General features: G+C 38.1%; 12 protein-coding genes. All 12 read right to left on the bottom strand.

The genetic code is table 11. The features are described 5' to 3' along the window. Positions 1 to 55 precede the first annotated feature (55 nt). The 12 genes from NAT51_RS14155 to NAT51_RS14100 all read right to left on the bottom strand — a co-directional run bounded on the left by NAT51_RS14155 (position 56) and on the right by NAT51_RS14100 (position 12,272). Positions 56 to 754 carry an SIMPL domain-containing protein gene (locus NAT51_RS14155; RefSeq protein ID WP_250599735.1) on the bottom strand — a complete coding sequence of 233 codons (699 nt, stop codon included), beginning with the start codon at positions 752 to 754 and terminating at the stop codon, positions 56 to 58. A 163-nt stretch (positions 755 to 917) separates the two neighbouring features. Then, entirely contained in the window at positions 918 to 1,757 is an 840-nt protein-coding gene (locus NAT51_RS14150) for a hypothetical protein (RefSeq protein WP_250599733.1), read from the bottom strand. A 121-nt stretch (positions 1,758 to 1,878) separates the two neighbouring features. Continuing rightward, positions 1,879 to 2,601: an alpha/beta fold hydrolase gene (locus NAT51_RS14145; protein WP_250599731.1), complete on the bottom strand. Its 723-nt coding sequence runs from the start codon at positions 2,599 to 2,601 to the stop codon at positions 1,879 to 1,881. Positions 2,602 to 2,676: 75 nt separating this feature from the next. After that, positions 2,677 to 3,522 (bottom strand): bifunctional helix-turn-helix domain-containing protein/methylated-DNA--[protein]-cysteine S-methyltransferase, encoded by an 846-nt coding sequence (locus NAT51_RS14140; protein ID WP_250599729.1) that lies wholly within the window; start codon positions 3,520 to 3,522, stop codon positions 2,677 to 2,679. A 326-nt stretch (positions 3,523 to 3,848) separates the two neighbouring features. Continuing rightward, positions 3,849 to 4,418, bottom strand: a complete 570-nt coding sequence (locus NAT51_RS14135) for a hypothetical protein (protein WP_250599727.1) — start codon at positions 4,416 to 4,418, stop codon at positions 3,849 to 3,851. A gap of 505 nt (positions 4,419 to 4,923) precedes the next feature. After that, positions 4,924 to 6,393, bottom strand: coding sequence for a hypothetical protein (locus tag NAT51_RS14130; protein ID WP_250599725.1), 1,470 nt, complete (start codon positions 6,391 to 6,393; stop codon positions 4,924 to 4,926). A 66-nt stretch (positions 6,394 to 6,459) separates the two neighbouring features. Next, positions 6,460 to 7,011: a DUF2199 domain-containing protein gene (locus NAT51_RS14125; RefSeq protein WP_250599723.1), complete on the bottom strand. Its 552-nt coding sequence runs from the start codon at positions 7,009 to 7,011 to the stop codon at positions 6,460 to 6,462. Next, positions 7,008 to 7,778 (bottom strand): hypothetical protein, encoded by a 771-nt coding sequence (locus tag NAT51_RS14120; RefSeq protein WP_250599721.1) that lies wholly within the window; start codon positions 7,776 to 7,778, stop codon positions 7,008 to 7,010. Before NAT51_RS14120 ends, NAT51_RS14125 begins: the two co-directional genes overlap by 4 nt. After that, positions 7,775 to 8,284 carry a GNAT family N-acetyltransferase gene (locus NAT51_RS14115; RefSeq protein ID WP_250599768.1) on the bottom strand — a complete coding sequence of 170 codons (510 nt, stop codon included), beginning with the start codon at positions 8,282 to 8,284 and terminating at the stop codon, positions 7,775 to 7,777. The genes NAT51_RS14120 and NAT51_RS14115 overlap by 4 nt, the downstream gene beginning before the upstream one ends. Before the next feature lie 126 nt (positions 8,285 to 8,410). Next, complete coding sequence (locus tag NAT51_RS14110) at positions 8,411 to 8,911, bottom strand: DUF4199 domain-containing protein (RefSeq protein WP_250599719.1); 501 nt, start codon at positions 8,909 to 8,911, stop codon at positions 8,411 to 8,413. Between the two features lie 351 nt (positions 8,912 to 9,262). After that, positions 9,263 to 10,330, bottom strand: coding sequence for a WD40 repeat domain-containing protein (locus NAT51_RS14105; protein ID WP_250599717.1), 1,068 nt, complete (start codon positions 10,328 to 10,330; stop codon positions 9,263 to 9,265). A 1,042-nt stretch (positions 10,331 to 11,372) separates the two neighbouring features. Further along, positions 11,373 to 12,272 carry a tetratricopeptide repeat protein gene (locus NAT51_RS14100; RefSeq protein WP_250599715.1) on the bottom strand — a complete coding sequence of 300 codons (900 nt, stop codon included), beginning with the start codon at positions 12,270 to 12,272 and terminating at the stop codon, positions 11,373 to 11,375. Positions 12,273 to 12,279: the final 7 nt, after the last annotated feature.

The following is a 12,279-nucleotide window of genomic DNA, read 5'->3' as shown; positions in this document are numbered from 1 at the left end:
TATTTTTAAGTTAGCTCAAACAGAAAGTAATGGCAGAGCTTGTTCAGGCATAAATCTACTCAATCGCATACTTTACTTTATACGAAAACGTAACTGTTATTTTTTTGAATTCACTGCTGGAAAGAGGAGACGCAGTATTCGAAACATTCGCATTAAATTCTTCGTTATATACATTTCCTCTGTAATAATTAAAATCATTTGAATCTTGTTCTTCAACAATTTCAAGCGGTTTTCCCAATTTATTCCCTACTGCGTTCAAAAGATATTCTGCCTTTGTTTTAGCCGCTTTAACAGCATCAATACGTACTTCCTTGTTATAAGCCAAAATATCGGTATGGTCAATTCTGGTCACATCCGCTTCTTTGATATTGGCACTAAAAAGTTTATCAAACAAATCAGAAACCTGCCTGCCTGATTCCAATACTAAATTAAACTTCTTATTTTGCACAATACCAATTTCCTTTCTTTTTTGGGTAATGGCTGAAGAACTGAAATCAGCAAGGGTGAGCTTTGATTTCGGGATGTTTAACTCGGTTAAAATATGGTTTAGTTTAGCTTCCTGTGCTTCGATCGTATATTTTTTATTGTCGATTGACTTTTCCGTCAGCGTAATGGAAATATAAATCTGGTTGGGTTCGATTTCCTTTTTAGCTGTACCTGTCACTTCGATAAAAGCTTGTTGCGGAACATTTGGCGTTTGAGAAAAGGAAAGATGGCTTATGCAAACCAATACAAGTAAAGACAGTTTTTTCATGTTTTGTGCTTTAAGTTATAAAATGTCCCAAGAGCTTTTATTAGCGGGATTTTTAGTGTTAAAGTCACAAATATAAATACTATGCCTGTTAATAAAAGCACAATATTACTTAAAGCTAACAGACTGATATTAAGTTAAGAAATAAGTTTTTTTAACAGTTTGTTTAGCAACCCACAAACGTGAACATGCCCACAGGCTTTATAATTTGATTGTCGTCTGCCGGTTTTGATAAATATAGGGTAGGTCTTCCCATGTTGTAATGATACGAAGTATCAATGATCAGGTCGAGTTTCCCGTCACCATCGATATCACCTGCAAAAAGAATTTTAATCATCTGGTCATCAAATATATCCTGGGCCACAAGAAGTGCAGTATGGTCTTTTCCGTTGATGTTAGCCGTTAAATAAAGCCTGTAATCAGTTAGTACTTCATAATCCGATTCTTCATCCTGTTTTTTCATTGTTCCTTCCGCAGAAAGGGTATACTGATTACCTGAAAAGGTAAACTTGAATTTCTTTTTCGGCAGGATGGTTTCCGGGACTTTAACCGTTTTTATTTTCCGTTCGGTTAAAGAAGGAATCTTTTCAATTAAATAAAGGCAAGTGTCTTTTAATGTGGTATCGATTTCCCATCCGGTTTTATCGTCTTCAGTTTCATCAAGAATGGCATCATGTGCATGGGCCATGGTAATTTTGGTTTCTGCCAGGAGGAAGCCGTTTTTGGTTTCAAAAATGCCCATCCAACTTTTAGTATCTGAACCTTCCTTTACTTCGTCGTCATGAAAAACACCGCCGGCCAAAAGTAGTTCCAGAGACATATCTTCTTCAGTAGGGAAATTCGGAATGGCTGTTGTATCCTTTTTTGTGTTACGGCCATCATCTTTTGCCTCACTAAAAATACTGTCTGCCCTTTCTTTTTCAACAAATTCAGGTGCGTCATTAGATTTACCACAGCCTGTCAGCAATAAAATCAAAACAAAAGGAAGAATAGTTCTTTGGATCATCTTTGGGGAAATTTGAATTGCAAATATATCCAAATAGCAGCGTAAAGCAAGAATAAACTTTATCAGCTCCACAATCCTGATTCCCATCAGAATTGCAGAGCGGAAGCTTTTGTTAATCCAATCAGTTAGCGGCAATTTCAGTAATAATCGCACACAATTCATTTGGACGGCTGAAGAAAGGCGAGTGGCTGGTCGTCATTTGGTATACTTTTTTGCAAGGCAGTTCGGTGTACATCTTGCGTTGGATGAAAGGTGTAACCGCTTTATCTTCGGTGCATTCGATGTAGTAACGCGGTATACTGCCGTAATTGCCGTCGGTGAGTTGTAAGGGAGTAATTGCTGTGGCCATACTTTCATGGCTTAAGATGCATTTGGCCATTTCTGTGATATCATCGTCACAATCGTGGTACAAACCTTCTTTATAAATCTCGTGTTGTAACGTATGCGAATTGGTTTCCGGATATCGGGTAACATATGGTTTTAAAACGCCTTCGGTGTCCAGTGCCGAATACTCCGCCTGTGTTTTGCCATCGGGAATCAAATAAGCCGCCAGGTAAATTAATTTCTCGATTTTATGTGATCTGTATTCGGCAGCCTGTGAAATCATGATGCCGTTTTTACTGTGCCCGACCAGAATGACTTGTCCTTCCTGTTGGTCAATTATTTTAATCAATTTGTTAACGGCAACTTCAAGTGTAACTTCTTCAATAGGTGTTTTGTCCCTTCCCATACCCGGTAAGTCAATGGAAATCGCTTTGTGTCCTTCTCTTTCCAAAACCGGAACTACTTTGTGCCAATTCCAGGCGCTGTGCCACGAACCATGGACTAAAATAAATGTACTCATCTTGTAAATAATTAATTTGTTATCGGTACAAAGATGAAGCGGTACGGTTAGGATTAAAACCCGATTCTTGCGGACTTACAGTGCATCAATTTTGGCATTCTCCCAACCTATAATAGCCGTTTTTCGGGTAGTACCCCACATATAACCGCCAATATTTCCGCTTTGCTGAATCACACGGTGGCAGGGAATTAAGTAGGCGACAGGATTATTGCCAATGGCGGTCCCAACGGCTCTGGAAGCATTCGGGTTTCCAATTGTTTCGGCGATGGTGCCGTATGTTGAAAGTTGGCCCAACGGAATTCTCAGCAAAGTCTCCCAGACCTTTAACTGAAAGTCGGTGCCTTTTAAATGCAGTTTGATTTCCGGTAGTTTGCTCCAGTCGTTCTGGAAAATAAAGAGCGCATTTTGTTGCTTTAAGTCCAATTTTTGTTGTAAAGTGGCATTGGGGAATTTTGATTGCAGTTCATTTAGCGCCATTATATCATTTTTGGTGAAAGCCATGTGGCATACGCCTTTTGGGGTAGAAGCGACGATGAGGTTTCCGAAAGGGCTTTCTGCAAAGCTGTAGTTGATGGTAAGGCTTTTTCCGCCATTCTTATACTCGGCCGGAGTCATGCCTTCAATGGTGATGAATAAATCGTGAAGACGTCCCGTACCCGATAGTCCCGTTTCAAAAGCGGTTTCAAATAAGGTACTTTGTTGTTCCTTCAATAACTTCTTGGCGTGTTCCAGGCTGATGTACTGCAGAAATTTCTTGGGAGTTGTTCCCGCCCAGTCGTGAAATAACCGTTGGAAATGAAACGGACTTAAATGTACCTGTTCGGCCACTTCCTCCAGGTTGGGCTGTTGCTTAAAATTGCTTTTCAGATACTCGATCGCTTCGGCAATCCGGGTATAATTGAGTTGGTCCTGCTCATTCATGGTAATCAAATTTAGTAACGTAAATGTCAGAACAATAGGGTAACGATACAACCCGAAACTTGCTGTTTTGAGATAGTAGTAGGTTACAGGAGTGACATTTTTTTTAATATAGCTACATACAAATATAGAAAATACCAACACGGAACCGACGATGTAACTCTGGCTGACCAAATTCGCGCTATAGGGGGTAAAATTTTTTAAAGTACGGATTATAAATACACCATGGTTTTATAAAAAACCGCGTGAAAGGATTCACGCGGCTGGGTAGAATTTTCGTAAGTATTATATGAAACCAGTCAACTGACTATACAAGTTGTTATGAGCAGTTATTGAATTAAATTGAAGTATTTCCAATTAGTTGCAGAAGTACAAAGTTGACCGGAATTACGATACTTATATACAAATCGGTACTCAAATTCTTTATAATTTACTATTTGATAAGGATCGATAGTTGTTGGCCATTGATAAGTAAGATGCGATATTAAAACCTGTCCATTAGCAGGAAGAGGTTCCATTTGTATATTTCCAGTAGATAAGTCTTTTAATTCCAAATAAAACATAGTATTAAAATTAGCAATATCTACATTTATGTTCCAATTTAAAAGCATGCTATAGCTATGGTTTTCACTTATAAATACATTACCACCAACATTTGTTAACTGACTTTGGTAATAACTTTCACTATAAGACAGATTAGCATTATTGCAAGATAAATTTTGATTGTAGTTAAGAGTAACTAAGTTTAATGGCGCTGTCTTGCTGTTTGATGAATTATTGCTATTGTTTTTTACTATTGTTTGCTCGTTTTCTGTGCTTTCATTTAAGCTCTCTTCAACAGAACAAGAATTCATAGTAAAGAATAGGACAAATAAGGGTATAAATAATTTTGTTTTCATTTTTAATAAGTTTTAATATCCTACTTCAAAATTTAGTTGGCTTTTCGGATTATTCCCAACATTTAATAATTTAAGGTTTTTAAACTGGCTAAAAATTCAGGATTGATTTTCTAACGAATTTTGGTTTTAATTGTTCATAACGTATCGTGGCTTCGTATAGTAGTGATAAATGTAGGAAAAAAATGTAAGAAAATTTGATTTCTGGATATTCTCCAAGAAAGATTGACTAGCTATAGTATCCACTTGATCAAAGCGAACTGTTTGAAAGCAAACCGATAGGGTGGATTTATTTCATCGGTTTGCTTCGCTCGTGTGCAATCCGTGCCCATAAATTAACGGTGATTGGTTTAGGAATCTTAACTAAAGAATAGAAAAAAGGTTAAAGATTATTTTTTAGATTGCCTCAAAGTCAGGTCCCGATAGCTATCGGAATTGTGGGGCGGGTGTTGATTTGAAACCCGAAACCTGCTGTTTATTATAACACAATGTCGCTACATCAAAGTTCCTACCTGATATTATGCTTCTCTAATAATTCAGTCAATTCTTCACCACCCCAATCTTCGATCAATCCTCTATTGAGTTTCCGTACAGCGATGATCTGTTCGTTTATGGATTTGTCCTGATAAGCAATCAGAGTCTTTGCGATTTCAAGATAGACATGTGGATTATTTTCTTTGGCAAATCTTTCCAATAAAGGTTTTACAAAAATCTGATCTTTGTCTTTTTTTATGACTGCAGTATAGGTTTTAAAACCATGTACATCAGAATTGAGGATTTGTAATTTGATTATTTCGTTTGCCAGTTTTTTGTCATTTAAAAGAATCAGATTCAACATACTTTCACTCAGTTTTTCAGTTACGATATCCTGATTGTAAACAAGATTGTTGTATGATTGGGCGGGCTCGATACCAAATTCTTTTACTGTTTGTTTATAAGCTCGCTGAAGGTTGTTTTCGAGATAAAAAAGATAACCTGTTACGTTGATGTTCTGACCTGATTCCCATATTTTCCATAAAAGTTCGGCATACAACGGATCGTAGTTATCCAATACGGCATCATAAATAAAATCAAGATGGTACCCCTTTATGTAATTATGCTTCACTTCAGTAAGAGGAATGCTCAGTAACTCCAGGGCTTTCTGGTTTTTAAAAGCTGCAATTACGGTGTACAATTCTTGCCATTCATTACTGAATCCGGTTTCGTCCAGTGTTTCGCGCAGTCTGAGTTCTAAAAAAGGAATGTATTCTGTCCTTGGAAAATTTTGCATGGCTTTATAGGTGTAATAATAACCACTTTCCGGATCTTTATTTTCCTCACGATTTGATAAAATCAAAGGAATATCGGTTTCTTTTTTGTATTCGGATAGTTTTAGTAAAGCACTTTGGTTGTGGGTAGTTGTGTACAGATTTTTCAGAACAGGATAGAGTTGCTCCGAAGGCTCAGCATTTTCAATGGCGCGGTAACGGCTGGAAAGGTCATTCGGACTGTAAATCAGTAAGCTGTCTAATTCCTTGCGTTGGGCTTCGGTTAATGTTTTTGTCTTTCTATTCGGATTTTCATAGTTAGATGTAACCATTCTGACGAAAAAATCACCAACTTTTTCGCCTGATGCAATGCAACCGGATTGATATTCTACAACTTCAGTGTCGGACATATGATTTTTGACAATCCCGAAAAGATCAACATTGCTACGAAAGCACAATGCCCAGAAGGCATAAGATCTTACGGCACCATTGGGATGATTGGTCAGGTTTAAAAGTTCTTTGGTTGATGCCAACATCAATTTTTCAAAGTTTTTATACTGTTCCGATTCATTTCCGCTGTATCCAATGAATCGACCTGTTACCGTGTTCTCTTTGGCAATGAGCCCAACAATTTTCTTTGTTTTGGAAGAAATCTGCGATGCATCGTATTTATCCTGGCCATAGGAAATGGCTGCGGAAAGTAAAAAGAGGAGTAGGGCGAGGTTTTTCATGGTGTTAATTGCAGTTGGTCATTACAAATATAATGAAGTGTGTTAAATAGCTCATTACTATTGAATTTAACTCACTTTATGCTGTTGCCTTGTTACTTCATCTACTATTTCCAAAGCTCTTTTATAAGTAATTCCGTTTTCCTGATCAATGGTCAAGCGGTGTCCTTCTTCGATGGATTTGATTTTGGGAATTGTCCCGATTTTCTGTTCAATTGCAATCATTTTCAGGTTTAAAGTCTCCCCATAGGTTGGAATAATGGTTTGTAACCAGCCAAAATAAGGTTCTTCGTTTATTCTGCTTGGGTTTTCCCATAAATCCATCCGTTTGCTGAAGTTATCTGGGCTGATAGACGTCCAGACATTAAAGATTAAATCTTCATGATAATCGATGATTGGAATTGTGAGTTGGCCGCGATGGAAGAAATGTTTTCCGTCGACCACACATAAACTTTCCTTCAATTCTATTCTTTCTGTTCTTTCTTCCTCAGGAACCGAATGGTAGTAAATAGGATAGTCAGATCCAAAACAAAGCGGTAAACTGTCATAAACCTGTCCGCAACAAGAACATTTGTAAGCAGGTTTATCATTTTTTTTATTTAGGAATGAGAACAGTTTCATTTTCTATTTTTTAAGTCTGTTCCTAAACCATCACGGATAAGGTATTCGATTACGATACGTGTATTATCAGTATACTCTGAAAGGATTAATGATTCAACAATAGGTTTTATTTCTTTTTCATATGATTCTTTTGTTAACCCTTCACATGCAGTTTCTCCATACCTAAGGTATTGGATAACATCACTTAACTGATTTTCGTTTTTTGAAGTAAGTGCCTCTTTGATGGCATTCATCCGTGTCCAGTCCTTTTGGTTTTTCTTCCACCAGTTTTCCGCATTAAGAGCAAGGATATTCCTGAATTCAATCCATTTCTCTTTTGTGTTTTTTTTCTTCCAAGTCAGATTAAGTTTGCCTTTATGGATATATTCCGGATAATTGTCCTTCATTAATTTAATTAAGTCTTTTTCATCAATTTCGACAATTTTATAACCAAAATCCTGAAAGGTCAATTCTTCCAGAAGCCAACCGGCTCTGACTGAAATCCAATCCATATCATAAGGAACATAATGACCGTGACCATAAAATTCAGTCGCCCCAGGATAAATTAAATCTCCTGTACCTGTGAGTTTTACAAACGTTGTGTCTTTAAGTAATTTAATTAACTCAGGAATGATTTCTTTTTGCCGGTTTTCGAGTTGCATTTTGGCAGGGTAAACACTTTCGTAAAAGGAACTTTTTTTAAAGGCAATAAAAAGACTGTCGGTTTTATTCTGACTAAATCCTGCAGTTGAAAAAAGCAATATGATAAAAAAGGTTAGTTTTTTCATACTTTCAAAACCTTCTCAAAAGCTTTCCGCGGACTCCCGTTAAAAAAGACTTCACCACAATAGGTGTATCCTAGTTTATCCATTATCCTTAGCATGGCCGGATTGTCAAAATTAGTGTCGACTTTGATGCTATGGATATTGTTTTCGAGCGCGAAATCTTCAAAAAGCCCAAACATTTGCTGAACCAGTCCCTGTCCTAAATAGTCCTCCGAAATAGCCACCCGGTGTATCACGACAAAATCACCATTGGTTAGCCATTGTCCGTCAATTTCCAGATAAGCGGGTTCATCATTAATGATTACGGCACTGTAGGCTATAACGGTTTCCTGATCGGTTAAAACGTAACCGTTTCCTTTTGCGATATCATTTTGTATGGTTTCGGGATTAGGGTAACCGTTTTGCCATTGGTTACTGCCGTCATTTTTCCTTCTTTCGATCGCTTGTTGCAGGATTTTCCAGATTTGCGGAATTTCTGAATCTAAAGCTTTCCGGAACTGATACTTCATCATTATAACTGTATTGGATTGCGTGCAGTTGCTGTTCTGCTGTTTGTAAATTTAGCTAAAAACAGGCAAGTACAAAACCTCATTCAGGAATAATGTTCTTTACCATTATTGATTGATGCTCTTGGCTTAATTAATCTTTTTCGCGGCCAATGTCCCAATCATGGAATGAATAACTCCGAACGTCATACATACAAAAGTATAAATCAATCCTCTTAATGCCTCGCTCATTTCCATGATTTTGGTGGAATCGGAAACATCCTGGGCCGCCATACCCGAATGGTTTGCATTTTTATACTCGATTATTTTCGAAGCCAGTTCCGGGTCAATATAACCATTGAGCACGACGATGTAGACGGTGTATAGGAGTCCGCTGATCAATCCTGCCAGCAGCCCGATTTTTACGGTGTGTTTATACGAAAAGGAGGAAGGATCCTTCTTTTTGAATTGGAATACGGCATACAATACCGTTAGGGTGAAAATGCACCAGTACACATAACTCAGTGTTTGGTCGTCGCGGAGGATCATCCCTGTTTTATAGCGTATAATCCCGATGCTGACTACAACAGTGCCTAACAATGCTCCGAAAAGCGATCCCATTTTTAACGGGAGGTTTTTTGATTGATTCATAGTTGGTTTGTTTTTAGAGGATTAGACGGTTGGTAGGGGTTTTTGTTACGGGAATGAAGGATAGATTATCAGATTATCAGATTATCAGATTGTTGGATTGAAGATGAGCACGGATTACAAATCCGCGCGATCGGGTTTGGGCTTCGACAGGCTCAGCCGCCGGTGGAGGATTGAAGGACTGTTGACAATTTATTATGGCACAAGCGGGACGCACGCGCCAGAGAAGGACTTTCAGTGTACGTCACCTCGAGTGTTTTTGCGCAGTGTAACGGAGTAAAAATGTATCGAGAGGCCCTGCTTCAAAAGAGTTCTCAATACATTTTACTCCACTACGTTGTGCGTTTGTTTAAATCAATACGATAATTTCCAAAGCGTAATGGTTTTGTCCGAACTACTGCCGGCAATCCATTTACCGTCAGAAGAATAAGAGACATCATTTACATCATTGGCATGTTGCGAGAACGTCTGAAGAAGCTTACCGTTTTTTACATCCCATAAACGCATAGAAACCCCTTTGTTATAGTCCGAATCCCCAAAGAAATTTTGCAGGAATTCACCAATTGCCGGTTTATCCCTGCCCCCGGTTAACAATCTTGTACTATCGGGACTAAAATCTGAAGCTTGGATGTGTTCCGGAACTTCTATTGTTTTGATAAGCTTCCAGGTAGTTGTATTCCATAGTTTCAAAGTCTTGTCATCACTGGTACTGACCAGTAACTTATTATCCGGGCTAAATGCTAATGATACGACAGCTTCGGTATGACCAGTTAAATTGTTTAGTAGCTTCCCGCTTTTGGCATCCCAGATTTTTATCGTTTTATCATAACTCCCACTCGCAATTTTTGCTCCGTCAGGACTAAATTTAACATCCCAGACGGTAAGGGAATGCCCAATCAAAGTCCGCAAAAGTTTACCACTTTCCACATCCCATAATTTAATCGTTTTATCTTCACCGCTGCTTACTAATGTCTTGCTGTCTGAACTGAAATCTATGGACCAGACCGTTCCGTTATGCCCGGAGAATTCTTTTAGTAATTTTCCTTCCGGCAATTTCCAAAGCCTGATTTTTGCGTCATAGGCACAAGTGGCTAAAAGATCTCCGTTTGGAGCAAAAGCAACAGATGTCACACCAATGGGATGCTTCAGATCACGGATAAGAGCTCCGTTTTCTTTGTTCCAAATTTTCACGGTACCATCTACGCTGCCGCTGGCCAGCCAAGCATCATTGGGGCTAAATTTAACTGCCCAGACATCTGAGGTGTGTGCAGAAAACACTTTTTGTAATTTGAATATTGCACTGTTTACTTCTTTTGATTTATGGAAAATTTGATAGTATGCCAAAAAACTCCCAATAGCAAGTAAAATTACCGTCAGTAGTCTTATTCTTTTATTCCGTACATTATCTTTTGTTAAATACATGGCTTCATTTTTTCTGATTGGAATGCTTTAACCCCCTATTTACACAAACCTGGGCCTAAAGTTGAATTTACAAATTCCGTCATCGTTTCTTATTTAAGACGAAGTGGAGCCATTACCGGTTACATCCCGCCGGCTTTTTTTATTCGTAATACCCAATATTCCAAAAGAATTAATGCTGCATTACCTCGTTCACTCCGCAATCCCGATAGCTATCGGGATTAAGCAGCAGAAGAGACTGTTAGCAGAAATGGTTTAGCGTTACGATTTTATTTCCATCGATTTCCAGGCATCTTTACGTAATGTCTCCAAACATAGACCCAAGGAATCACAAGGGGTACGATGATTCCCATTAAACAGTTTTGCGTTGTTTCCAAATTTTCCGCATCCATTTGACCGGCGGACCACAGAGGTAATGCAACTGCAATCAGCCATATTGACTTCCAGATCAGTTCAAAGAAAAGCACAGGCAACATTTTCAGAGGATAGCGAATTCCCATAAAGGCCAAGATTGAAACTGCCCCCAGTAAACTGCAGCCTACTCCGTGCCAGAGAGACCAAGGAGTTGGGTGGTGGATTATTTGTGGCCATATGGTAAATCCAAGACCTACGGATATAAGTAAATAAGTTGCCCGAAGTAGGTATAGCCTAAATACAGATACTTCATTCATTTTATGATTCTCTATGTTGTGTGTCTCATTCATAAAAAGTTAGATTAAATGTCTGGTTTTGTATTGTATTTTGCCGCTTAGGTAGTACCGCTAACGTTCTAACGGCTTCAAAACAATGCAGTTGTATAAAACGATATTCCTTACTAAGATAAGGTTTTTCAGGGAACCGGGGTAAGAAATATGAACAGGCGAAGCATAATCGGCAAGTAGCTAAGAGGAAATGTGGCTATTGTGGTAAGCGGATGTTTTGGGAGTAGGAAAGTCCCTGTAAGCATGTAGTTTTAATTCGTTTTATGTGAAATGTTAACAATACTTCAAAGTCAGGTCCCGATAGCTATCGGGATTGCGGAGCTGAAAACCAGTGTTAGTACTCGTTATTTCTTTTTCTTCTTGCTGTTTTTGCAATGTATATAAATCATATCTTCTGTCCCGATTGTCTTGTCGCCAAGTGAAACTGCTTTATGAAAATCTTCACAAGCACTATCAGTCTGTTCAGGAGTTGGGTTTAGATTTCCTTTTGATGTGAACATATTGATTTTTGCATTTCCCCTATTGCCATAGGCTTGCATATATTCAGGATTGAGTTCAATAGCTTTGTCATAGTCCTTTATTGCTCCTTCAAAGTCAAAGTTATTGCCTTTACAAGTTCCACGATTAAAATACACTTGGGCTACTGTCGGATTGAGTTCAATAGCTTTGCCATATAGTTTTACAGCTTCTTCATTTTTAAATTGTTTACTTAATTCAAGTGCTTGTTTTGTTAAATCGATAAATTCAGGTGAATAGCCAGCTTTACCATTCACAAAATAGTATTGTGCTTTTAGTTTTCCTTCAGGAGTGTATTCAAAATAGTCACCTTGTTGAACACCATTTGAAAAATTTAATACAGCTTTAACTTGTCCGTTTTCGAAAAATGCTTTTAAAGTCCCATCTTCTTTACCGTTTTTGAAGTTTGCTTCCTGCTTTACTTGTCCGCTTGAGTAATATTCTATACTCGCTCCGTCATTAATTCCATTGAAATAATTTCTTTCAAGGCTTTTATTTCCGTTTTCGTAGTAAACAATACGCAAGCCGTGAACTAATCCGACTTTGAATTCTCCTTTACCCTTGATTTTTCCATTGTCAAAATATTCTACAAACTGTCCTGTAAAGGCGACCCTTTCACCTTTCTTTGTCCAAAGTCCGTCAATGCGTTCAAGGTTGTTTATGTCTGTCTGACCGAAAGTCCAGAGGGTAAGAAATAATGCAAAAAGCGTGAATGTTATTTTTTTCATTGTCTTG

Source organism: Flavobacterium amniphilum, from assembly GCF_023634845.1.
Classification (GTDB): Bacteria; Bacteroidota; Bacteroidia; order Flavobacteriales; family Flavobacteriaceae; genus Flavobacterium; species Flavobacterium amniphilum.
Note: the sequence above shows the minus strand (reverse complement) of the source record. Positions and strands in the feature narration are given on the sequence as shown.

Coding starts and splice junctions, on each gene's coding strand:
- NAT51_RS14155 (WP_250599735.1), bottom strand. CDS start 754: ATGAAAAAACTGTCTTTACTTGTATTGGTTTGCATAAGCCATCTTTCC.
- NAT51_RS14150 (WP_250599733.1), bottom strand. CDS start 1,757: ATGATCCAAAGAACTATTCTTCCTTTTGTTTTGATTTTATTGCTGACA.
- NAT51_RS14145 (WP_250599731.1), bottom strand. CDS start 2,601: ATGAGTACATTTATTTTAGTCCATGGTTCGTGGCACAGCGCCTGGAAT.
- NAT51_RS14140 (WP_250599729.1), bottom strand. CDS start 3,522: ATGAATGAGCAGGACCAACTCAATTATACCCGGATTGCCGAAGCGATC.
- NAT51_RS14135 (WP_250599727.1), bottom strand. CDS start 4,418: ATGAAAACAAAATTATTTATACCCTTATTTGTCCTATTCTTTACTATG.
- NAT51_RS14130 (WP_250599725.1), bottom strand. CDS start 6,393: ATGAAAAACCTCGCCCTACTCCTCTTTTTACTTTCCGCAGCCATTTCC.
- NAT51_RS14125 (WP_250599723.1), bottom strand. CDS start 7,011: ATGAAACTGTTCTCATTCCTAAATAAAAAAAATGATAAACCTGCTTAC.
- NAT51_RS14120 (WP_250599721.1), bottom strand. CDS start 7,778: ATGAAAAAACTAACCTTTTTTATCATATTGCTTTTTTCAACTGCAGGA.
- NAT51_RS14115 (WP_250599768.1), bottom strand. CDS start 8,284: ATGAAGTATCAGTTCCGGAAAGCTTTAGATTCAGAAATTCCGCAAATC.
- NAT51_RS14110 (WP_250599719.1), bottom strand. CDS start 8,911: ATGAATCAATCAAAAAACCTCCCGTTAAAAATGGGATCGCTTTTCGGA.
- NAT51_RS14105 (WP_250599717.1), bottom strand. CDS start 10,330: ATGTATTTAACAAAAGATAATGTACGGAATAAAAGAATAAGACTACTG.
- NAT51_RS14100 (WP_250599715.1), bottom strand. CDS start 12,272: ATGAAAAAAATAACATTCACGCTTTTTGCATTATTTCTTACCCTCTGG.